Below are 24,171 nucleotides of genomic sequence, written 5' to 3'. Positions count from 1 at the left end.
TTGTCGTTTGAATGTTACAAATTCGTATTTGTCAGTAAGACTGTTTAAAAAAGGAATACCCTATGAAAAAGGATAAAAAAAGATAGATGTGGAAATTTTACGTACTTTTGCCAACGAAGTTAAAACATTCAAAAGAAAAGATCATGAAAGGAATTGTGTTGGCAGGAGGTTCGGGAACACGTTTATATCCGATAACGAAAGGGGTTTCCAAACAGTTGTTGCCCATTTATGATAAACCTATGATTTATTATCCGATCTCCGTATTGATGCTGGCCGGAATACGTGAGATTTTAATTATTTCTACTCCTCAGGATTTGCCGGGGTTTCGCCGGTTATTGGGAGATGGGTCTGATTTGGGTGTTTGTTTTGAGTACGCAGAACAACCTTCACCGGACGGATTGGCACAGGCGTTTGTTATTGGAGCTGATTTTATAGGAGATGATACCGTTTGTTTGGTGTTGGGGGATAATATTTTTTATGGACAGCGTTTTACCGGGATGCTGAAAGAAGCGGTCCGGGATGCGGAGGAAAACGAAAAAGCCACTGTTTTTGGTTATTTTGTGAATGATCCGGAACGTTACGGAGTGGCTGAGTTTGATGCGGATGGTTCTGTCTTCAGCATTGAAGAAAAACCGAGCCAACCAAAGTCTAATTATGCGGTTGTAGGGCTTTATTTTTATCCTAATAAAGTGGTTGATGTAGCCCGAAATATCCAACCCTCGGAACGGGGAGAGTTTGAGATTACTACCGTGAACCAAGTCTTTTTAAAAGAACGGGAATTGAAGGTGCAGGTGCTTGGAAGAGGTTTTTCGTGGTTGGATACCGGCACACATGACTCGCTTTCGGAAGCAGCCACCTTTGTGGAGGTTGTCGAGAAACGGCAGGGATTGAAAATCGCTTGTCTGGAGGAAATCGCTTATAACCAGGGATGGATTGATGCTGCGAAGTTGAAAAAAATAGCCCATACAATGATTCATAACCAGTATGGGCAATATCTATTGCATATATTAAAATGAATAAAGACAGTAAAATTTATGTGGCCGGTCATCGTGGCTTGGTGGGATCGGCCATACTTCATAATCTGCAACAGAAGGGATATACATCTATCGTTCTTCGTACGCATGCAGAATTGGATTTGGTCGATCAACAGGCAGTCGATCATTTCTTTGCCACGGAAAAACCGGACTATGTGTTTCTGGCAGCAGCACATGTAGGAGGAATTTGGGCAAATGCGCATTACCGGGCAGATTTTATTTATCAGAATTTGATGATTCAGAATAATGTCATACATGCTGCCTATACCCATGGAGTGAAAAAACTCTTGTTTTTAGGGAGTACCTGTATTTATCCGGGGGAGGCTCCGCAGCCTATGCCGGAAGATTGTCTGCTTACGTCAGCTTTGGAGTACACCAACGAGCCCTATGCGATAGCTAAAATAGCAGGTATAAAAATGTGTGAAAGTTATAATCTACAATATGGGACGAATTTTGTATCAATTATGCCTACTAATCTATATGGCTTAAATGATAACTTTGACTTGGAAAGATCCCATGTGCTTCCGGCTATGCTTCGAAAAATCCATCTGGCACATTGTTTGGAACGCGGGGATTGGCAGGCTATACGGTCGGATTTAAACAAACGGCCGATTGAAGGAGTCACCGGAGAAAGTCCGAAAGAAGAACAGATGCAGGTCTTGACGAAATATGGTATCAGTGCTTCTGCTGTTGTATTGTGGGGTACCGGAAAACCGCTTCGTGAATTTTTATGGAGTGAGGATATGGCCGATGCTTCTGTTTTTATAATGGAAAAGGTTGATTTTTCAGCATTGAAGCCATTGGGTGCAGAGGTGCGGAATACACATATCAATGTGGGTACCGGGGTGGAACATCGTATTCAAGACTTGGCTGCATTGATAAAAGAGGTGATAGGGTTTGGAGGAGAACTCCGATTTGATGCGACTAAACCGGATGGTACCCTGCGTAAATTGACCGATGTGACAAAATTGCATCGTTTGGGTTGGCGTCATACTGTAGAAATAGAGAAAGGGGTTGAACGTTTGTATCAATGGTATTGTTTAATGGAGTGATACTCTATCGTAAAAATGAAATAATAAAATAGGATGAGTAAAGTTGCGCTTATAACAGGAATAACAGGGCAGGATGGTGCCTATCTGACGGAGTTTTTGATAAAGAAAGGATATATTGTTCATGGTATCAAACGTCGGTCCTCTATGTTTAATACCGATCGGATTGACCATTTGTACCAAGATCCGCATGTGGAAGACCGGAATCTGATCTTGCATTACGGGGATTTGACGGATAGCCTGAATCTAACCCGTATTATTGGAGAGATACAACCGGATGAAATATATAATCTGGCAGCAATGAGCCATGTAAAGGTCAGTTTCGACACCCCCGAATATACGGCGAATGCCGATGCTTTGGGCGTATTACGTATATTGGAAGCTGTTCGTTTATTGAATTTGACAAAAAAAACACGTATTTATCAGGCCTCTACATCTGAATTGTATGGATTGGTACAAGAAGTTCCTCAGAGCGAAACGACCCCTTTCTATCCCCGAAGTCCTTATGCCGTAGCTAAAATGTATGGTTACTGGATTACGGTGAATTACAGGGAGGCCTATGGTATGCATGCATCGAATGGCATTCTTTTTAATCATGAATCTCCGCTGCGGGGAGAAACCTTTGTTACGCGAAAAGTGACACGTGCCGCTTCCCGTATCGCTTTGGGGATGCAGGAAAAGACCTATATGGGGAATTTGTCCTCTCAGCGCGACTGGGGGCATGCCAAAGATTATATACGGGCGATGTATCTGATGTTACAACAGGATGAACCATCTGATTATGTTATAGCAACCGGTGTGACGACAACTATTCGTGATTTTATCCGGATGGTTTTTGAGGAGGTCGGCATGCATGTGGAATTCCAAAAAAAAGGAGTGGAAGAAGTGGCTCTGTTGGATGCAATTAATGAATCTTTATTTGTGGATCAGGTAGGGCAATCTTATTTGGAAAATATAAAGAAAAGAATTGGACAAGAAGTGGTCGGAGTAGACCCACAATATTTTCGTCCGACGGAGGTGGATTTGTTAATTGGTGATGCAACCAAAGCACGTACTCGTTTGGGGTGGGTGCCAGAGTATACACTGGAAAGTCTGATAGAGGATATGATGAAAAACGATATTAAATTAATGAAAAAAGAGTCTTATTTGAGAGAAGGAGGATACAAAATTTTGAACTATTTTGAGTAAATTGAAACAAAATCTGTTTTTAATTTGTTATAATTCAAAAAAGCGTTAATTTTGCTCCGTTTTGAAACACGTACACTTTAATCTTTTTAATACATAAAGAAAATTTGATTGTTTAATTTAAAAGTTGATTAATATGAAGACAAAGGTATTACTTTTTGCGTTATTGTCAGGTTTTGTTTTTTCTGTTTCAGCACAGGAATATAAACCACAAGTAGGTTTCAGCAATGAAGCTGGTTATAAGACAAATTTTAAGAAGAATAAGGCAGGAGATAATTGGTTTATTTCAATTGCAGGTGGTGGTAGTATATTGATGGGTGACCATAATTCAGATGCTGATTTTGGTGATCGTTTAAATTTTGCTCCATCTCTTTCAATTGGTAAATGGTATAGCCCTACAATCGGGTTCCGTGTACAATTTAATGGTGGTCCGATCAAAAGTTTTGGTACCAACGAAGATGCTCAATTCAAATTAGACGGAACTTATCTTGCAGCTCATGCAGATGTGTTATGGGATGTAACTAATTTATGGGCTCCTTATCGTGAAAGTAAAGTATTCCGTTTGATCCCTTGGGTTGGTTTGGGATACGCTCAGCGTTTTGAAAGCCAAGGTGTGACTCGTTCGGAATCTCCTACGTTAAACGGAGGTATCTTGACAGCATTCCGTTTGAGCAAACGTGTTGATTTAAATGTGGAAGCACAAGCTTCATTAATGAATGAAACTTTCAACCGTGTAGCTTATAAAAAATTGACAGACGCTATGTTGCAAGCAACAGTTGGTTTGACCTTTAAATTGGGTAAAACTGATTTCGAAGTTCTTGAACCAATGGATTATGCTTTATTGAATGATTTGAATGGTCAGATTAACGCATTGCGTGCTGCTAATGACGAATTGAGCAAACGTCCGGTTTCTTGTCCTGAATGTCCGGAGCCAAAAGCTACTGTAGTAAATAATAACACTATTGACAATGTTGTTTACTTCCGCTTGAACAGTGCAGTAATTGACAAAAACCAACAGATCAATATTTATAACACTTCTGAATTTGCAAAAGAAAACAATACACCTATCAAGGTTATTGGTTATGCAGATAAGAATACAGGTACAGGTACTTATAATATGGGTCTTTCTGAAAAACGTGCCAAAGCAGTTGCTAAACAATTGGTTGAAAAATACGGTATCTCTTCTAACCAGATTACTATCGAGTGGAGAGGCTCAGACGAACAACCTTATAGCGAAAACAACTGGAACCGCGTTGTTATCATGAGAGCAAACGACTAATTTATAGTCTTCTTTATAGTAAAGGCTGCACAATATTGTGCAGCTTTTTTTTTGCTCGGAAATAATGCTTACTTTTGTATGTTTTTTGCATCAATATATGGAATTTAGCAAGAAGAGAGGACACCTGATACAATGGTTTATAGGAATAGGAGATTTATTGGTAATAAATATTCTATTCTTTGCTGTATACTCTCTCTTGGGTGATTTTTATACCCAACCGATAGCAGCTCAGTTGAGAGAAGTTTTGTTGTTGTTGAATTTCTGTTACTTCTTTTCTGTTTATTTCGTTCCTATCCAATTGCATGTGGCAGTTGTTTTTCTTGAAAAGATTGTTCAAAGAGCTTTGTTGTTGGCTACTTTCCTGATCTTCCTTTTTGCTACTTGTTTGATGTTTCTCAATATAGGGGATCAGTTGGCTACTTTTCTTCTTCTCTTTTATTTGACATTAGTGGTTTTCTTCTCTTTATGGCGCGTGGTGGTTCGTTTGTCACTCAAGTTATATCGCAGAAAAGGCTATAATTTTAAACAAGTGATTATTGTTGGAGCCGGTAAGAACGGTATGGAACTTTACAAAGTGATGAAGGATGATTTGGCCTATGGTTTTCATGTAATGGGCTTTTTTGATGATAATATTGCACTGAAAGATGTATTACCGAATTATTTGGGTATGACCCATGAGGTGGAGCAGTATGCCCTGGACAATGAGGTCGATGAGATTTATTGTACTTTACCGGGGACGCAAGATCAGAAGATGCTTCGAATCTTGAATTTTGCAGAAAAACATATGATCCGTTTCTATATAGTCCCTGAGTTTTACCGGATTGTAAAAAAGAGCCTGGTCATGGAGGTGATGGAATCGGTTCCTTTGTTGACTGTCCGTCGGGAACCTTTGCAAGCGGCTTATAACCGGGCTATGAAACGGGGATTTGATATTGTCTTTTCTTTATTGGTCTTGTTGACCGTTTATCCCGTATTATATATTCTGGTAGGGATGATAATAAAGTTGACATCTCCGGGTCCGATTCTGTTCAAACAAAAACGTACCGGTATTTATGGACAGGAATTTTTCTGTTATAAATTCAGGACGATGCACGTTAACTCACAGGCCGATACCGTACAGGCGCAAAAGGATGATCCGCGTAAAACACGAGTAGGCGATTTTTTGCGGCGGTCCAATCTGGATGAATTTCCTCAGTTTGTGAATGTCTTGATGGGGGATATGTCGGTTGTAGGGCCTCGCCCGCATATGTTAAAACATACGGAACAATATTCGGCTATAATCGATAAATACATGGTTCGTCACCTGGTAAGACCGGGATTAACCGGCTGGGCACAAGTGACCGGGTATAGGGGGGAGACAAAAACGCTGGAACAAATGGAAGGACGTGTCAAACGAGATGTTTGGTATATTGAAAACTGGTCTTTCTTCCTTGATCTGAAGATTATTCTTGTGACTGTTATCAACATGTTTAAAGGGGAACGGAATGCATATTGAGAGTTGTTTTTTGCACACTTTTTCAAATAATGTGTAATATTTTCCTTTTTTATTCTATATTTGCAACCGATGGGAAGGATATTAGCTATAGATTATGGTCGTAAGCGAACGGGCTTAGCCGTTACCGACCGATTACAAATGATAGCAAATGGTTTGACAACAGTGCCAAGTGGTGAGCTTGTCACCTTTTTGACTAATTATGTCTTGCAAGAACCGGTTGATCTATTCATTATAGGACTCCCAAAACAGATGAATAACGAACCTTCTGAAAACATGAAATATATCGAAGCCTTTGTTAAGCATCTAACACGTACACTCCCTCATATACCTGTGCAATATTATGATGAACGATTTACCTCGGTAATGGCTCATCAGGCTATGATTGATGGAGGATTAAAGAAGAAGAAGCGCCAGGATAAAGCCTTGGTGGATGAAATTAGCGCTGTTATTATTTTGCAGGGCTATTTAGAAAGTAAAAATATAAAAATGTAATAATATGATTTTACCTATATTTTTATACGGACAACCCGTATTACGAGCAGAAATGGAGGATGTTTCTCCCGATTATCCGGATTTGAAGCGACTGATAGCCAATATGTTTGATACAATGTACAATGCGGACGGAGTAGGGCTTGCGGCCCCTCAGGTAGGATTGGCTATTCGTTTATTGGTTATTGATGCGGATGTGATAAGTGAAGATTGTCCGGAATGTAAAGGGTTTAAACGAACGATGATCAATCCGGAGATAACAGAACGCAGTGAAGAGGAAGTGACCCTGGAAGAAGGTTGTTTGAGTTTCCCGGGTATTCATGAGAAAGTAACACGTGCACGTAATATACGTGTGAAGTATTTGGATGAAGACTTTGTGGAACATGATGAAGTTATTGAAGGTTTTGCTGCCCGTGTCGTGCAACACGAGTGTGAGCATTTGGACGGTCATGTTTTTATAGACAATATCTCAGGTATTCGTCGTCAGTTGAATAAAGGAAAACTAAATGATATAATAAAAGGAACAGCTCGTTGTGCCTATAAGGCAAAAGCTGTTGGCAAGTAAATTAGAATTTATAAATAATCAGGTATGGCAGATTTATTAAAAAACATTCTCACTCTACGCGAGAAAAAAGCCACAGTAGAGAAGGGTGGGGGCGATGCCGCCATAGAGAAGCAAGTAGCCATGGGCAAACTTACAGCCCGTGAACGTATTCTTTCTATTTTGGATAAGAACTCATTTCATGAGTATGATATGTTTGTGAAGCATGATGGTCGTGATTTCGGAATGGATAAAAAAGATTTCCCCGGGGATGGTGTTGTTACCGGTACCGGAACCATTATGGGCGCACCTATTTGTATTTATGCGCAAGATTTTACCGTTGCAGGAGGATCTTTGGGATTACAGCATGCGCGTAAGATCACGAAAATTATGGATCACGCATTGAAAATGAAATGTCCGGTCATAGGTATTAATGACTCAGGAGGTGCTCGTATTCAAGAAGGTGTAGGGGCATTGGCCGGATATGGAGAAATATTTTATCGCAATACAATTTCATCGGGTGTTATCCCTCAGATATCCCTTATTTTAGGACCTTGTGCCGGAGGTGCTGTGTATTCACCGGCATTGACAGACTTTGTCTTTGTGGTGGAAAATATTTCAAAGATGTTTATAACGGGGCCCAATGTGATTAAAACCGTATTGGGAGAAGACATCTCAATGGAAGATTTGGGAGGTGCTCGTGTACATGCAGAAATTACAGGGAATGCCCATTTTTATGCAACCAGTGAGCAGGAGTGTTTTGAACAGGTGAAACGTTTGGTTGGTTTTATCCCCTGGAACAACCAGGAGAAGGCTCAGTCAATCAAATCGAAAGAGCCCAAAACAAAGAAAAATATAGATGAGATTGTACCTTTGGATCCTAAACAACCTTATGATGTACGGGATGTAATCAAATGTCTGGTGGATGATTCGGACTTTTTGGAGGTACAGGAGTTATGGGCTGCGAATATCGTTATCGGTTTTGGACGTATGGATGGAGAAACTGTCGGTTTCGTTGCTAATCAACCAATGGTATTGGCGGGTGTATTGGATTGTGATAGTGCAGATAAAGCAGCTCGTTTTATTCGCTATTGCGACTCATTCAATATTCCTATCGTAACCTTGGAAGATATGCCGGGTTATTTGCCGGGAGTCGATCAGGAACATGCCGGTGTAATCCGTCATGGAGCCAAGGTGTTGTATGCTTATTCGGAAGCAACAGTGCCTAAGATTACCGTGATCCTTCGTAAGGCTTATGGAGGAGGATATATTGCGATGAACTCTCGTCACCTGGGTGCTGACTTTATGTTTGCGTGGCCAAGTGCGGAGATTGCCGTGATGGGTCCGGAAGGAGCAGCTAATATTATTTTCCGTAAAGAGATCATGGAAGCAGAAGATCAGGAAGCCATGCGTCAGGAAAAGGTAAAAGAGTATATTGAGAAATTTGCCAATCCATATGTGGCAGCTTCCAAAGGCTTTGTCGATTCTGTTATTGAGCCTAAAGAAACACGTGCCTATTTATTGCATGCTTTAAAAATATCTGCTTTGAAAGAAGAATTCAGACCGGCGAAGAAACATGGTCTTCCTCCGTTCTAATCCGTTCTTTTAATCAAATGATGTATGGAAAAGAAAACAAATAAATATGTAGATTTTGCTGTAATTGCGGGTACCTATAAGACGAAGCTTACAACGAAATACGAAAATCGAACGGTTTGGCATAAACCCAATCCCGGAGATGTTTTGGCTAATTTACCCGGCACAATCATGAAAGTCGAGGTAAAAGAAGGTGAACAGGTAAAAGAAGGTCAGTTGTTGTTGATACATGAGGCTATGAAGATGTTAAATCGGGTGGTAGCTCCTGTGTCAGGGACAGTAACATCGGTCAATGTTTCTGTCGGTGATAAAATCGGGAAAAACCATTTAATGGTGAAAATCGACCCACAATAACTTACAGGTAAAATAAATGAAGAGAGGGCGCGTACGGCTTAGTCGTATACGTCCTCTCTTTTTGTTTCAATAAAAAAGGATGCTTCTCTGATTAAGAATATATGAGGAAGATTTTTAGTTTTTAAGAAGTGCTCTCTTCTTTCCTAAGATAATTTCCTTATTTTTGCCACGCATTCGATTGAATTTCTATAAGTTTGGTCGGAAAATATATATTCGAAGGACAAAGAAGAATGAAGAAAATATTATTCCTGTGTTTTTTACAAATCTGTACCTTATCCCTGTTTGCACAGATTAATACGGATCGTGTATTGGCTATTGGGCGAAATGCTCTGTATTTTGAGGATTATGTTCTTTCTATACAGTATTTTAATCAGGTCATACGTTCTAAACCCTGGCTGGCAGAACCTTATTTTTTTCGTGCGGTGGCTAAAATAAATCTGGACGACTATAAAGGAGCCGAGGACGATTGTACCATGTGCATCGAACGAAACCCCTTTCTTGTGCAGGCTTATTATGCGCGGGGAATTGCCCGGCAAAGCCAGGATAAGTTAGAGGATGCAATTGAAGATTATCAAAAAGGATTAAGTTTTCGACCGGAAGACAGGAATATGCTGGTGAATATGGCGGTTGCTTATATTCAGAAAAAAGATTTTGATGGGGCCGAAAAGACTTTTGACGAATTGATGAAAGCGCATTCTCGGCATGCTATGAATTATCTGACCCGAGGGGCTATGTATCTGGAAAAAGGAGATACGGCTAAGGCACTTGCCGATTATGACCACTCGATTGCATTGGATGCATATTATGCTCCAAGTTATGGAAACCGGGCTATTGTACGTTATCAACAACATGATTTTGATGGTGCTTTGGCCGATTTGAATGAGGCTATCCGTTTGGATACCCGTCAAAGTGGATATTATATTAACCGGGGACTGGTTCGTTATCAAATGAATGATTTGCGGGGGGCCATGGCTGATTATGACCAGGTGGTGGGCATGGATAGCCGAAACCTTATTGCTCGTTTTAACCGTGGCTTATTACGCTTTCAGGTAGGTGATAATAACCGGGCTATAGAAGATTTTGATGTCGTTATAGAATTAGAGCCGGATAATTATATGGCTTATTATAACCGGGCGTTGTTACGCTTTGAGACAGGTGACTATGTAGGATCAGTGAATGATTTTGATGTTGTCTTGAATGAATACCCTAATTTCTTGCCAGGTTATTATAGTCGGGCAGATGCTAAGCGTAAATTGAATGATCATGCAGGGGCTGAACGGGATTATTGGATAGCCTACGAAAAAGAAGAGCAACAACGCAAAAGAACAGCTTCCGGACAAACAGGTACTGTTTTGGCCGCGAGTGATACTTCCGGTTCGACAAAAGAAGGAGAAGAAGAAGAAAGTGCGGAAAATACACGTGAAAAATCAGATAAGAATATAAGTAAGTTCAACCGATTGGTTGTGTATGATAAAGAAGAAGAACGAAAGAGTAAATACCAGAGTGAGGTGCGGGGACGTGTGCAAGATAAAAATGTACGTGTCGATCTGGAGCCTCAGTTTATCCTGACATATTATGAAAAGCTGGATCCTATCAAGAAGATTGTTTATTATGATCGGGCATTGGATGAATTTAATAACCGGATGGTTCTGGAGCGTAAGTTACGTCTGACCAATGAGGAGGCCGCTTTGAATGAGGATCAGATAGCGATTCATTTTGCTTCTATCGATAATTATTCCTCTTTGGTCGCTCAACAGCCGGATAATGCCAATGCTTATTTCGGACGAGCAATAGACTATATGTTGGTACAGGATTTCCAGGAAGCTATCAGCGATTATGACCGGGTCATCTCTATCGATCCCTCCTATGTTATGGCTTATTTTAACCGGGCTGTAGTGCGCTATAAGCAATTGGAGTATAATACATCCAATTCATCCTCTTCCATGGATGAACTTTCTTCCATGACAATGACCTTGAATATGGGGAAAAGACAGCAGGCGAAGACCTCCCAGGCAGATGTTTTATCTACACAGGTACGTGATAGTAAACGGGCTTATGAACATGAGATGATTGTTCGGGATTATGATATTGTGATTCGCCTGAACCCGGACTTTATATATGCTTATTTTAATCGTGCTAATTTGAGGTGTATACAACGTGATTATCGGGCTGCTATTATTGATTATAATGAGGCTATAGAGAAAGATCCTAATTTTGCAGAAGCCTATTTCAACCGTGGGTTAGCCCAACTTTCTTTAGGAGATGTGAATCGAGGAATTGCGGATTTGAGCAAAGCCGGGGAGTTAGGTATTATTAATGCTTACAACATAATCAAGCGGATGACCAAATAGTTGAATCATAGAGAAAGTTATAGGCTCTTTGGGAAAATAAATGTTGTCTCTGTTTAAAAGTTTCAATTCACCATTCCCCACTTTCGACTAAAAGCACTATCTTTGCAAATTATTTATTGAATATATACGCGTTACGTTATGATAAAGATTACTTTTCCGGATGGTTCCGTAAGAGAATATGCAAAAGGAACTACGGCTTTGCAAATAGCAGAGAGTATAAGTACCCGTTTGGCACAAGAGGTTTTGGCTGCCAGTGTCAATGGTGAAACATGGGATTTATGCCGTCCAATAGATGAAAATTCCACAGTCAACCTATTGAAATGGGATGACGAAGAAGGAAAACATGCCTATTGGCATTCCAGTGCTCACTTGATGGCTGAAGCTTTGCAGGAACTCTACCCAGGGGTGAAGTTTGGTATCGGACCGGCTATTGAGAACGGATTCTACTACGATGTGGATCCAGGAGAAGGTGTGACTATCAAAGAAGGTGATTTCCCTGCGATTGAAGCCAAGATGACGGAACTAATTGCCCGTAAAGAAGAAATCAAACGCCAGGATATCACAAAAACAGAAGCATTGAAAATGTTTGGTGATAGAGGTGAAATCTATAAAACCGAACTGATTGATGAATTGGAAGATGGTACAATTACGACCTATACACAGGGTGCTTTTACCGATTTGTGCCGGGGACCTCACTTACCGAATACTTCTTATATCAAATCTGTAAAGATATTGAGTGTCGCCGGAGCCTATTGGCGGGGGGATGAAAAACGGAAACAATTGGTTCGTCTTTATGGCGTTACTTTCCCCAAAAAGAAAATGTTGGATGAATATCTCGCATTATTGGAAGAGGCCAAGAAAAGAGACCATCGCAAGGTGGGCAAAGAACTGGAATTATTTGCCTTTTCTCAGGCGGTAGGAGCAGGTCTACCGTTGTGGTTGCCGCGGGGTACACAACTGCGTTTGAAGCTGGAAGACTTCCTCAAACGTATCCAAAAGAAATATGGTTACCAACAGGTAATGACTCCTCATATTGGAGACAAACAATTGTATGTCACTTCCGGTCATTATGAAAAATATGGAAAAGATTCTTTCCAACCTATCCATACGCCACAGGAAGGAGAAGAGTTCCTTTTGAAACCGATGAACTGTCCTCACCATTGTGAGATATATAAAATCATTCCCCGTTCTTACAAAGATCTGCCTATTCGTTTTGCTGAATTTGGTACAGTATACAGATACGAACAAAGTGGTGAGTTGCATGGCTTAACGCGGGTACGTGGTTTTACCCAGGATGATGCCCATTTATTCTGTCGTCCGGATCAATTGAAAGATGAGTTCCTGAAGGTGATGGATATTATATTTATTATATTCAAGGCACTTGATTTTGAGAATTTTGAAGCTCAAATATCTCTTCGTGATCCGAATAATAAAGAAAAATATATCGGTTCGGATGAAAACTGGGAAAAGGCTGAACGAGCCATTGTGGAAGCCTGCCAGGAGAAAGGACTGAAAGCTAAAGTTGAATTGGGAGAAGCCGCTTTCTACGGTCCCAAACTAGACTTTATGGTAAAAGATGCTATCGGACGTCGTTGGCAGTTAGGAACAATTCAGGTTGACTATAGCTTGCCGGAACGTTTTGACCTGGAGTATACAGGTGAAGATAATAAAAAGCATCGTCCGGTAATGATTCATCGGGCACCTTTTGGCTCGATGGAACGTTTTGTGGCTGTTTTGATCGAACATACAGGTGGTAAATTCCCCTTGTGGCTGACCCCGGATCAGGTGGCTATCCTTCCTATCAGTGAGAAATTCAATGCGTATGCTTGGGAGATTGCCCGTGAGTTGGAAGAGGCAGATATTCGCGTGGTCGTAGACGATCGCAATGAAAAAGTGGGACGTAAAATTCGGGATAATGAGTTAAAACGTATTCCTTATATGCTTATTGTGGGAGAGAAAGAAGCTGAAAATAACGAAGTTTCTGTAAGAAAACAGGGAGAAGGTGATAAAGGTTCCATGAAAATTGCTACATTTGCAGCGCTTTTGAACGATGAAGTAGAGGATATGATGAATCGTTGGCAAAATGATAACAGCATAAATAATTAATAACGAGGAGAATAAAGATTTTTAATGAGGAAAGAAAACCTTAAAGACCAGTATAGAATTAACGACCGTATTCGGGTTCGTGAAGTTCGTTTAGTAGGTGATAACGTAGAACAAGGAGTTTTCCCAACTTCCCAAGCTTTGAAAATGGCTGAAGATATGGATTTGGACCTGGTAGAAATATCACCGAATGCTGTACCCCCCGTTTGTAAAATTACGGATTATCAAAAATTCCTCTATCAACAAAAGAAACGTCAGAAAGAGCAAAAAGCGAAATCTGTAAAAGTTGTTGTGAAGGAAATACGTTTTGGTCCTCAAACAGATGATCATGATTACAACTTTAAGTTGAAGCATGCGAAAGGCTTTTTAGAAGAAGGAGCCAAAGTGAAAGCTTATGTTTTCTTCAAAGGACGCTCCATTCTTTTTAAAGAACAAGGAGAAGTTTTATTGCTTCGTTTTGCAAATGATCTGGAGGATTACGGTAAAGTGGAACAATTGCCGGTATTGGAAGGTAAACGTATGATTATTATGCTTACACCTAAAAAGGCAGCTCAACCACAAGCCCCTAAACCTGTCGTGAAAAAAGTAGTTGTTCCTAAACCCAAAGAGGAATCGGCGGAAGAAGGAACAGGTAATGAAGAATAACAAAGATATTCATAGTGAGTATCTATTAATAATTAAATAAATAGCAAAATGCCTAAGATGAAGACTAATTCCGGTGCCAAAAAGAGGTTTGCCCTTACCGGAACAGGAAAGATCAAAAGAAAACACGCTTTTAAGAGTCACATTCTTACTAAGAAGACCAAAAAGCAAAAGAGAAATCTTACGCATACCGGTCTTGTTGCCAGTGTGGATGTAAACAGCGTAAAGCAAATGCTTGCTCTTAAGTAATCAAGCGAGTTTTAAAACGATTTTTATTAACCGAATGTATTAGCCTAAAAGATCATCTGTCAAGATGGCGCTAACATTCAAAAACAGATTAGAATTATGCCGAGATCAGTAAATCATGTTGCTTCAAGAGCAAAGAGAAAACGGATTTTAAAGCTTACCAGAGGCTATTACGGTGCCCGTAAAAATGTATGGACCGTAGCAAAAAACACCTGGGAAAAAGGGTTGACTTATGCATTCCGTGACCGTCGTAACAAAAAACGTTCATTCCGTGCATTGTGGATTCAACGTATCAACGCTGCTGCGCGTTTGGAAGGAATGTCTTATTCCCGTTTGATGGGTGCATTGCATGCAAAAGGCATTGAGATCAACCGTAAAGTATTGGCTGACTTAGCCATGAATCATCCGGAAGCTTTCAAAGCAATTGTTGAAAAAGTAAAATAACGATTGTTATTATAATCTTTAAAAAAGAGTCTCTCAACAAAGAGACTCTTTTTTTGTTATAATACTAGAAAGCAGACACTATTTTAGTGGTTTTTTATTTGCTTATTCGGTCAACAAGAATTATATTTGTAATAAGAAAAAGATGAGTTAAGCCGCACTTGTTCGATTGGGAAACTCATCAGTTTATATCAATTCCGAGACATAGCTCTCGTTGTCAATGGCGGGCCGCGCCTTTCGGGGTATGCTTAGCACGGCGGATTACAAAGATGACGAAGCACTCAAATCCTGTCATACGGAGTTTGTTCATATCCACAGTGCGGCTTTCTTTATATAAAAGAGGCGTTACCGACAGACTGGTAATGCCTCTTTTTATTTTGTCCCTTTTCCTTTTTATTATTCATTTGTTGTAAAGGCGTATACATTTCCTCCGAAATCAACGGCAAACAATGCGTTCCCGGATGCTGATACAGAGCCGAATAGGGGAGCTCCTGTGGCCTGTTTCCACATCAATGCGCCATCTTCTTTGTTTATTCCATATAAGGTTCCGTCGGATGCACCGAAGTAGACTGTTTTTCCTGCCCAGATGGGGCTTGTCTCTATGCTTGCTGCTTTGGAGCGGGTATAGGGGGCGGTATAGATTAACGCCTCTTCTGTTTCATATTGCCATTTGACATCCAGGGTTTCCCTGTCTACGGCAACCAGACCGGATGTTGCCGTTCCGAAGATAATTTCTTTATCTGTCAGAAGCGGGGTAGAAGTAACATCTACACTGAAGGGATATTCTTTTTTTACAATGATATTACCCTTTTCTGTTTCAATAATAAAGAGGGATTTAATAGAAGTAACATAAAGTAAATTCCCATGAATAGCCGCTGATGCTCCCCGGTTATTTAATCCCTTTTGGGTCAATTGCCATTTCATACTACCCGTAGCCGCCTCATTGGCATACAATCCGCGCCATTGTACAGAACCGATTAATAATCCTTTACCTAAAGATAAGGTAGAGGTGGTTCCTTCGCCTTGTCCCCAGTCTTTATTTTCCCAGATCATTTCCCCGGTGCGGGCATTTAAGGCACAAAGTCCTTTCCCGGTTCCAGCATAAACAATACCTTCATGAACGACCAGTCCTTCGATCAAGGCAGGCAAACCATTCACATGCAATTGTACGCCCCATTTCAGGCTGCCATCTTGGGTGTTTACAGCGTATAAACTCCCTTGGGCAGTCTGTGCGAATACAAGATCATCTTCTGCAACAATCGTATTTTTTATGGAGTTGTTCACCCCATACTTCCAAAGCAGGTCTCCGGTTTGGCTGTTGAGTGCGTATATATGACTTTTCCCTTTTAAGTCTTCATCGACAGAAGCTACCAGTATCTTATCCTTATAAACAAGCGGGGAACTCATATAGATATTGGCTCCTACATTGCTGGTCCAAGCCATTTGCAGAGGCGGTTCCAGATTGGCTGTCGCATTACCCGTATGGGCGGGATTCCCCAGTAGATTGTTCCAATCCTCTTTCAGTTTGATTTGCGGTTTTTTGTTTTTATAGGGGAAATGAACTTCTTTCTCGGCTTTCTCTCCGTTATTGAAAACAGCAGTGACCTGTACGGTGATCGTTTTGCCAACAGGGCGATGTGTCAGGTAGATCCTGTCTGTCCAACTCCAATCCGTTTTTTGTGTAAGTTTCCGGTTCGCAAACAATTTTTTTCCGTCCACAAGGCAGGTATACGTAACCTCCCGGGTGGGAGATGCCGAATGATAGGTGTTGACAGTCAATGGAACAGCTCCGGAGAAAAGAACCGGAAAGCCGTCTTCTCCCGGTGAAGCAATTTCAATATGTTTATCTATATAGGTATAGCGCAGTTGACTGGATATATTTCCTTTTTGATCCGTATGTATAACCCGGAAAGCGCTTGTCGAATGATCGATCCCTCCTTTGTCCGGTGTCCCTGTACATAAGGTATAGACATTGCCTTGTTTCTTCATATAATTGATATGCCAGTGTCCATATATCCAGGCTTTTAAATTGTATGTGTTCAGGTCGATCTGTTCCGTGTCGCTGATGCCGTAAATAAATTTTTCATCCTGGGTTAATAGGTCGTGGTTAAAGACAACAATAGGTTTGTTTTTGGATACCAGAGCCAGGTCATTTTTCAACCACCGGTATACATCCGCTTTCGTATAAGACGGTTTATGATCGCCTCCAAGCATAGGAGTTACTATGTAATGTACATTCCCTACTTCAAAAGAATAAAAAACAGGGCCATAGATACTTTCATACAATTCTTCCCCATAGTTGCCTTTGACCAGGTCGTGGTTGCCTATGCAATAAAATACCGGACACTGCATATTGGCAGTGTTCATCAGGTTTATATGTTCCTTCAGTCCCTTTTCGTAGCAGATATCGCCCGTATGAACAATAAAGGCTGCCTTTTCATTGGCGGCATATTGGCGGATGTCTTTGATCCAGTCTTCATGCTGGGTGGTATTGAATATTTCCGTGTCGGTTATATGGATATAGGTATGGCTGCCATCCTTTTGAATGCGATCTTCATAGGGTTGCAATCCAAAATTGTAAGAGGTCGATGAATGGCTTATCCGGATGTAATGTCTATTATCCGTTTTATACCCAGAAGGAGTAGTAATAAAGATAAAACGTTCTTTTTCATGCCCGGGAAGCTTAAACAAACCTTCGGCTGTGGTGCGTACCACATGCAGCCCGTCGGAAACAGCCACACCAGCCATTGGCTTTTCGCCCTTATCCATGATGCCATTTTTATTTTTATCAACAAATACACGGCCTGTATAAGTCGCATGAACCTGTAGGCTTATAGCCACCAATGAACAAAAAGCAAGAATTATTTTTTTCATATGACTTTGTTTTCTTAATCTTTCATTTGAATAATAAACGTAAACCGAATGTAGAAACAGATTTCTTTGAGTAACACCCAAATGTATTCTACAAATATAGCGAAAGGTGAGCGTAATCCGAAAGGAAAATTCATTTTCATGAAGGATTACCAAAGCGCATCCTATATTCTACAAATATACAAAAAACTCAGGACAATTCTATTGCCGATGGGCATCGGCAATATTGACGAAGCGCATCAGCAATATTGTCGAACACGATCAGCAATGTTGCCGATGCGCATCGGCAACAGAATACCCAAGCCCCCAAAGATAAATCCTATGGCTGATCCGCAAAGGGAAGAAACGTTCAGGGTGTCTACAAAGACTGAAATTGTGGCTGTTTATAATGTTTTTATGGAGAATAAATATGCCGATAAAAAAAAATGCTCTATATTTGGTTCCAATTCTTTGGACAGGTTGGTTGTTTCTGTGTTATTTGATCCGATAAGAGAGTATATGTGACTTAAAAAATATTGTGTATTTAAAATTCTATTATTATGACAAACATTTCAAGAAGATCTTTTCTTCAAAGAGGGGCCACTGCGGCTGCAGCCCTGACCATTGTGCCGAGTTCAATCCTGGGAAAAAGCCATGGATATACGGCACCAACAGATAAACTGAATATTGCAGGTGTAGGTATTGGTTCCAGAGGAGCTGCCGTTTTACGTGGTCTGGAAACAGAAAACATGGTAGCCATGTGTGACGTGGACTGGAAATATGCGAAACCTGTTTTTGAAAAATACGCACAGGCTAAGAAATATTGGGATTTCCGTAAGATGTACGATGAGATGGGAAGCTCAATCGATGCTGTTATGGTGGCTACTGCTGACCATACCCACGCTATTATTTCTGCCCAGGCGATGACAATGGGTAAACACGTATATTGTGAAAAACCATTGACACACTCTGTGTATGAATCTCGTTTGTTGACCAACCTGGCAGCCAAACATAAAGTAGCTACCCAAATGGGTAACCAAGGTGCCTCCAATGAGGGTGTAAACCTGATGTGTGAGTGGATTTGGGCTGGTGAAATCGGTGAAGTGACCAAAGTAGAAGCTTTCACTGACCGTCCTATCTGGCCACAAGGTTTGATGACTCCGGAAAAAGCAGACAGAGTACCTTCTACGTTGAACTGGGATTTGTTTACAGGTCCGGCCGAATTGAAACCTTATAATGCCATCTATCATCCCTGGAACTGGCGCGGCTGGTGGGCTTATGGTACCGGAGCTTTAGGTGATATGGCCTGTCACATTCTGCATCCTGTTTTCAAATCGTTGAAACTGGGTTATCCAACTAAAGTACAAGGTTCTTCTACCTTATTATTGAGAGACTGTGCTCCGCAGGCGCAACATGTGAAATTGACATTCCCTGCGCGTGACAATATGCCAAAGGTAGCTTTGCCGGAGGTAGAAGTGCATTGGTATGACGGTGGTTTGAAACCGGACAGACCAGCCGGTTTCCCACAAGGAAAGAATATGAATGTACAAGGTGGAGGTGTTATTTTCCACGGAACGAAAGACACTTTGATTTGTGGTTGTTATGGAGCTGAACCTTGGTTGTTGTCGGGTCGCGTTCCGGCTACAGCGAAGACAGAGCGCCGGGTAACAGGAAACAATCCGCATCAACAAGACTGGGTACGTGCTTGTAAAGAAAATGCAGCCAACCGCATCCAGACAAAATCAGACTTCAGCGAAGCCGGTCCATTCAATGAAATGGTGGTGATGGGAGTATTGGCTGTTCGTTTGCAGGAGTTGAATAAAGAATTGCATTGGGATGGTCCGAATATGAAATTCACGAATATCGGTGACAATGAAGAACTTCGTATTGTTATTAAAGACGGTTTCAAGATCAAAGAAGGACATCCTACCTTCGATAAGGATATGACGGATCCGATTAATGCGAAGAAGTTTGCCGAAGAATTAATCAAGCATAATTACAGAGCTGGTTGGAACTTGGCTGATATGCCTCGTTAATCCGGTCTGTTTGAACGATAAAAAAAGGCTGTCTCCTAAGGAGATAGCCTTTTTTATGAGGGATTTTCTTTTTTAATCTTTACTTCCATAAGCCAGGTCTCCGGCATCGCCCAGTCCGGGTACAATATAGGCATGTTCATCCAGCTGGTCGTCCAATGCGGCTATCCATACCGTAATGTTATGATCCGGCATATGCTCTTCCATATAGGATAAAGCCTGTTTGCTGGAAATGATAGACGCAATATGCACTTCCGCAGGTTTTCCTTTGGTTAATAGCGCTTCATAGGCTAATTCCATCGAGCTGCCTGTTGCGAGCATGGGGTCTGTCAGAATTAATGTTTTTCCCGATAATAAAGGAGAAGCAATGTATTCGATATGAATATCAAAATTCAGACGATCCTTGTACTTCCTGTAAGCAGAGACGAAGGCATTTTCGGCATTGTCCATATAACTGAGGAAACCCTGGTGAAAAGGAAGCCCGGCGCGGAGAATGGTGCCGAGAACCACCTGGTTGTCTGCTAGATTCATGGGAGCCATGCCTAAGGGGGATTGAATGTCGGTTGTTTTATAAGGAAACTCTTTGCTTATCTCGTAGGCCATTATCTCTCCGATACGTTCGATGTTTCTGCGAAATCGCAAACGGTCTTGTTGAATTTGAACATTTCTCAATTCGGAAACGAATTGATTTAAGATAGAGTTGGAGGCACCTAAGTGAACGATCTTCATTTACTTTTTATTTTTTTTGGTTTCAAACGTACGTAAAATTAGGAAAAGAGAGGGAAGGCAAAGTGTTATTTTGTTGTAAAAAAAATACGGAGAACAGAAAAAACATTCCGAATTTTTCTATTCTCCGTAATTCAGGGGAAGGGGGGATTTACTTTTTGTTCATTGCTTCCAATAAAAATTTCCCCGGTTTAAACTTCACGGTAGTTCGGGGTTGGATCATCACGGGGGTTCCCGTTTTGGGGTTACGTGCTAATCTGCTGGTTTGATCTCTGGGGCATAAAGTACCGAATCCGACTAATACGATTTCTTCTCTTTGACTCATGCGTTCGGTCACTGTTTCCATATAGGCATCCAAAGCCAACTTTGCATCCTTTCTGGGTAATCCCGTTTTTTCTGCGATCACTTCGATCAATTCTGCTTTGTTCATAGTTAATGCTTTTGATTATTAATACATAACAAATGTACATTATCCGCTTGGGCTATCCGAAACTATTTCTATTATTTTGGAGGTCTTTTCTATTAAATTGAAAAAAAAAGTAGTATAATTGTTACGAAAATTGCAAGCTGATATATTATAATAGAAATCGTTTTCGATAAATGTAATTGGTGTAACAAGAATAGATATGAAAGAGACCTTAAACAATGATTTAATAAAAGCGGTAAAAGAACGTTTATTGGAAGATCGGAATATCGTGGTCGTATTGATGGAAGCCTTATCTATAGGAAAAGAAGCAGTGTATCGTCGTTTACGGGGAGAGGTGCCGTTTACTTTTTATGAGGTGGTGCTTATTGCTAAATTAATGGGTTTGTCTTTGGACGAAATTGCCGGTAATTCGGTAACGAACGGTGCCCTTTTTTCTTCGAATTTACAAAAGACAGAAGATCCGTTTGATTATTTTTATACGATATGCAACAGCAGCCGGGATATATATACATTTATAGCCGATGATCCGAAAGCGATGGTAAGTGCAGCCGCAAATGCATTACCTTTTGTTTTTCATTCGCACTATGAGATGTTGACAAAGTTCCGATTATGCAGATGGCTGCATCAGTATCCGGATATAAAAATCATAAAGAACATGAGTAATATTCATTTTCCCGAGAAGTTAATGGATTTGTTGTTCAGTCTTTCGGATTTATTGCGTCAGGTCCCCGAGACTTGTATCATATGGGATACGAATGTTTTTAAGGCCTTGGCCAATGATATCAAATATTTTATTGATCTGAACCTGATGTCGGAGAAAGATCTGAGTCAGATAAAAACGGAATTTTTGGATTTATTGGATGAAATAGAAGAAGCCGCTTACAATGGCATGTATTCGAACGGGAATAAGCTCCATGTGTATATCTCCAGCATTAATCTGGAGAGTTCTTATACTTATATGGAGAAGACGGGTTTTGCCTTGAGTATATTTCATTTGTATGCGATTGACTATATCCATTCCCAACATCCGGATATTTGTAAAGAGCAAAAGAGATGGATCGATTCGTTGAAGCGGTATTCAACCCTGATCTCAAGTTGTGCGGAAAAGCAGCGACTGACTTTCTTTAAGGAACAGCGGGAGATGGTTTATGCGTTGTAAATCGTATGCAACTCCTGTGTGCATCTTTTGTGTTTGACAACACATGAATAAATGACTGTCAATGATTAATTTGATGATTTACAGACTGAATGTTTTTTGCTATGGGTTGATATTCAAAACTAAAAACTAAGCTTATTTGTTTTTTCTGTTAAAAAGTGATAGATTTGAGACTGAATACAAGACGTATCAATTTGTTATTAAAATGCTAACTTAAAACCTAAAAACATGTATGAGTTATCTTAAATTTGATAAAACAGTAATGGTGAACCTGGAAGAATCGCTGACTCGGGAGGTGCTTCGTACCAACCGAATGGGAGCTTACCACTGCACTACTGTTGTCGATTGTAATACCAGGAAATATCATGGATTATTAGTCATGCCTGTACCGGCTATTGACGATGATAACCATGTTCTTTTGTCTTCTTTGGATGAAACGGTTATTCAGCATAAGGCCGAATTCAATCTGGGACTTCATAAATATCCGGGCAATAGCTTCAGTCCGAATGGACATAAATATATCCGTGAGTATACCTCAGATACCGTTCCTCGCACTGTCTATCGTGTAGGTGGGGTGATTCTTTCCAAAGAGAAAGTTTTTTCTTCGTTTAAAAACCGAATTATGATTAAGTATACGTTGGAAGATGCTCATTCGGCAACCACGCTTCGTTTTCGCCCTTTTCTGGCGTTTCGTAGTGTAAAAGCGTTAACTTATGAAAATGGAAATGTAAACCGATCGTATACCGAGGTGCCCAATGGTATAAAAACATGTATGTATGCCGGCTACCCCGAGATGTATATGCAATTTAGTAAAAAGGCCACTTTTGTCTTTGATCCTCATTGGTATCACGGTGTTGAATACCAGAAAGAGCAGGAGAGGGGGTATCCTTATCAGGAAGACCTGTATGTACCCGGTTATTTTGAGGTGGCTATAAAAAAAGGAGAATCCGTCTTTTTCTGTGCGGGTGAAGAACAGATTGTTACGACGCATTTGAAAGATTTTTATGAAGAAGAGGTGAATTTCAGGACGCCACGCGATAGTTTCTATAACTGTCTGAAAAATTCAGCACAGCAGTTTTATTTCCGTCCCAATGAGACAGATGCCTATTTATTAGCCGGATACCCCTGGTTTAAAGTACGGGCGCGTGATTTGTTTATCGCCTTGCCCGGAAGTACCCTTTCTATTCAGGACCCGGTGCGTTTTGAGAAAATCATGCAAACGGCTATGCCGGCTATCCGAACCTTTATGGAAAAAGGGGAGATAGATCCTGTTATTAAAGAAATTAATCAGCCGGATGTGATTCTATGGGCTATATGGGCTATACAACAATATGCCTCTTACACAAGTATGGATCAGGCACGGAAATTATATGCTGCCTTTATCAAAGAAATGATTACGTATATACTGGATCAGCAACACCCGGATATGCGCGTCATGGATAATGGTTTATTGTATGCAGAAGGAAAAGATAAAGCTATAACCTGGATGAATTCAACGGTAAATGGAAAACCGGTAGTGCTTCGTAGCGGATACATTGTCGAATTCAATGCCCTTTGGTATAATGCCCTTTGTTTTTATACGGAATTGACAGGGGGGACTCCTGTAGACCGCATGGATCCGGTAATCAAAGCCATTGAAGTCTCCTTTGCGGATACTTTCGTGAACGGATACAATTATTTGTTTGATTCCGTGAGTGGCTCCCGGGTAGACTGGAGCGTGAGACCGAATATGATTTTCGCCGTATCCCTGGCTTATTCTCCTTTGACACGGGCACAGAAACGGGCCATATTGGATATTGTAACCAAAGAGTTATTAACCCCCAAAGGCCTACGTTCTTTGAGTCCTAAAAGTGAAGGCTATCGGCCATATTATGTGGGAGCACAATATGAGAGAGACCTGGCCTATCATCAGGGAGCCGCCTGGCCTTGGTTGTTTGGTGCGTATATGGAGGCTTATCTCCGTGTTTTTGGTAAAAGCGGGGTCTCTTTTGTGGAGCGTATGCTGATTAGTATGGAAGAGGAAATGTCTTTGCATTGTGTCGGTACTTTATCCGAACTTTTTGATGGAAATCCTCCGTTTACAGGAAGAGGGGCTATCTCTTTTGCCATGAGCGTATCGGCTATTTTGCGGGTAGTAGAGTTGTTGAAAAAGTATAATGCTGATTAATAAGAAGAGT

Annotated in this window: 21 protein-coding genes; 18 read left to right on the top strand and 3 right to left on the bottom strand. The window is 40.8% G+C overall.

From position 1 onward, the window contains the following. Positions 1-143: 143 nt before the first annotated feature. From rfbA to rplT, 14 genes are all read left to right on the top strand, one after another. A complete protein-coding gene (gene rfbA, locus D0T51_RS01035) occupies positions 144-1,016 on the top strand; it encodes a glucose-1-phosphate thymidylyltransferase RfbA (RefSeq protein WP_163724620.1) in 873 nt (290 codons plus the stop codon). After that, a complete protein-coding gene (locus D0T51_RS01030) occupies positions 1,013-2,086 on the top strand; it encodes a GDP-L-fucose synthase (RefSeq protein WP_163724014.1) in 1,074 nt (357 codons plus the stop codon). The genes rfbA and D0T51_RS01030 overlap by 4 nt, the downstream gene beginning before the upstream one ends. A 33-nt stretch (positions 2,087-2,119) precedes the next feature. Then, entirely contained in the window at positions 2,120-3,271 is a 1,152-nt protein-coding gene (gmd, locus tag D0T51_RS01025; RefSeq protein WP_163724012.1) for a GDP-mannose 4,6-dehydratase, read from the top strand. Between the two features lie 133 nt (positions 3,272-3,404). After that, positions 3,405-4,547: an OmpA family protein gene (locus D0T51_RS01020; protein WP_163724010.1), complete on the top strand. Its 1,143-nt coding sequence runs from the start codon at positions 3,405-3,407 to the stop codon at positions 4,545-4,547. Between the two features lie 97 nt (positions 4,548-4,644). Next, entirely contained in the window at positions 4,645-6,042 is a 1,398-nt protein-coding gene (locus D0T51_RS01015; RefSeq protein WP_163724007.1) for an undecaprenyl-phosphate glucose phosphotransferase, read from the top strand. Positions 6,043-6,111: 69 nt separating this feature from the next. Continuing rightward, positions 6,112-6,534 (top strand): Holliday junction resolvase RuvX, encoded by a 423-nt coding sequence (gene ruvX / locus D0T51_RS01010; RefSeq protein ID WP_163724005.1) that lies wholly within the window; start codon positions 6,112-6,114, stop codon positions 6,532-6,534. Positions 6,535-6,538: 4 nt separating this feature from the next. Next, on the top strand, positions 6,539-7,096 hold the full coding sequence (gene def / locus D0T51_RS01005; RefSeq protein ID WP_163724004.1) for a peptide deformylase: 558 nt from the start codon (positions 6,539-6,541) through the stop codon (positions 7,094-7,096). 24 nt (positions 7,097-7,120) lie between these two features. Next, a complete protein-coding gene (locus D0T51_RS01000) occupies positions 7,121-8,668 on the top strand; it encodes an acyl-CoA carboxylase subunit beta (protein WP_163724001.1) in 1,548 nt (515 codons plus the stop codon). Between the two features lie 24 nt (positions 8,669-8,692). Then, the gene (locus tag D0T51_RS00995; RefSeq protein WP_163723999.1) at positions 8,693-9,019 is read left to right on the top strand and encodes an acetyl-CoA carboxylase biotin carboxyl carrier protein subunit; all 327 of its coding nucleotides are present in this window, start codon (positions 8,693-8,695) and stop codon (positions 9,017-9,019) included. 230 nt (positions 9,020-9,249) lie between these two features. Continuing rightward, positions 9,250-11,370, top strand: a complete 2,121-nt coding sequence (locus tag D0T51_RS00990) for a tetratricopeptide repeat protein (protein WP_163723997.1) — start codon at positions 9,250-9,252, stop codon at positions 11,368-11,370. Between the two features lie 138 nt (positions 11,371-11,508). Beyond that, on the top strand, positions 11,509-13,476 hold the full coding sequence (thrS, locus tag D0T51_RS00985) for a threonine--tRNA ligase (RefSeq protein ID WP_163723995.1): 1,968 nt from the start codon (positions 11,509-11,511) through the stop codon (positions 13,474-13,476). 24 nt (positions 13,477-13,500) lie between these two features. Continuing rightward, positions 13,501-14,118: a translation initiation factor IF-3 gene (infC, locus tag D0T51_RS00980; protein WP_163723993.1), complete on the top strand. Its 618-nt coding sequence runs from the start codon at positions 13,501-13,503 to the stop codon at positions 14,116-14,118. Between the two features lie 48 nt (positions 14,119-14,166). Continuing rightward, on the top strand, positions 14,167-14,364 hold the full coding sequence (gene rpmI, locus D0T51_RS00975) for a 50S ribosomal protein L35 (RefSeq protein ID WP_163723991.1): 198 nt from the start codon (positions 14,167-14,169) through the stop codon (positions 14,362-14,364). A gap of 96 nt (positions 14,365-14,460) precedes the next feature. Continuing rightward, entirely contained in the window at positions 14,461-14,805 is a 345-nt protein-coding gene (rplT, locus tag D0T51_RS00970; RefSeq protein ID WP_163723989.1) for a 50S ribosomal protein L20, read from the top strand. A gap of 393 nt (positions 14,806-15,198) precedes the next feature. On the opposite strand, the gene D0T51_RS00965 is transcribed toward rplT, so the two are convergent. Then, positions 15,199-17,676 (bottom strand): PQQ-binding-like beta-propeller repeat protein, encoded by a 2,478-nt coding sequence (locus tag D0T51_RS00965; RefSeq protein WP_163723987.1) that lies wholly within the window; start codon positions 17,674-17,676, stop codon positions 15,199-15,201. Between the two features lie 66 nt (positions 17,677-17,742). Between D0T51_RS00965 and D0T51_RS00960 the strand changes: the two genes are divergently transcribed. Then, on the top strand, positions 17,743-18,177 hold the full coding sequence (locus tag D0T51_RS00960) for a hypothetical protein (RefSeq protein ID WP_163723985.1): 435 nt from the start codon (positions 17,743-17,745) through the stop codon (positions 18,175-18,177). A gap of 35 nt (positions 18,178-18,212) precedes the next feature. Beyond that, positions 18,213-19,688 carry a Gfo/Idh/MocA family protein gene (locus D0T51_RS00955; protein ID WP_163723983.1) on the top strand — a complete coding sequence of 492 codons (1,476 nt, stop codon included), beginning with the start codon at positions 18,213-18,215 and terminating at the stop codon, positions 19,686-19,688. Positions 19,689-19,760: 72 nt separating this feature from the next. Here D0T51_RS00955 and upp read toward each other — a convergent pair whose 3' ends face one another. Both upp and D0T51_RS00945 read right to left on the bottom strand, forming a co-directional pair. Continuing rightward, on the bottom strand, positions 19,761-20,414 hold the full coding sequence (gene upp / locus D0T51_RS00950) for a uracil phosphoribosyltransferase (protein ID WP_163723981.1): 654 nt from the start codon (positions 20,412-20,414) through the stop codon (positions 19,761-19,763). A gap of 148 nt (positions 20,415-20,562) precedes the next feature. Further along, entirely contained in the window at positions 20,563-20,841 is a 279-nt protein-coding gene (locus D0T51_RS00945) for an HU family DNA-binding protein (RefSeq protein ID WP_163723979.1), read from the bottom strand. A gap of 196 nt (positions 20,842-21,037) precedes the next feature. On the opposite strand from D0T51_RS00945, the gene D0T51_RS00940 reads away from it, so the two are divergent. Both D0T51_RS00940 and D0T51_RS00935 read left to right on the top strand, forming a co-directional pair. Beyond that, a complete protein-coding gene (locus D0T51_RS00940; protein WP_163723977.1) occupies positions 21,038-21,997 on the top strand; it encodes a hypothetical protein in 960 nt (319 codons plus the stop codon). Positions 21,998-22,226: 229 nt separating this feature from the next. Continuing rightward, positions 22,227-24,161, top strand: a complete 1,935-nt coding sequence (locus D0T51_RS00935; RefSeq protein ID WP_163723975.1) for a glycogen debranching enzyme N-terminal domain-containing protein — start codon at positions 22,227-22,229, stop codon at positions 24,159-24,161. Positions 24,162-24,171: the final 10 nt, after the last annotated feature.

It is taken from the genome of Parabacteroides sp. 52, assembly GCF_010500925.1.
In the GTDB taxonomy this organism is placed as follows: domain Bacteria; phylum Bacteroidota; class Bacteroidia; order Bacteroidales; family Tannerellaceae; genus QVMG01.
This window is presented reverse-complemented; position numbering and strand designations above follow the sequence as displayed.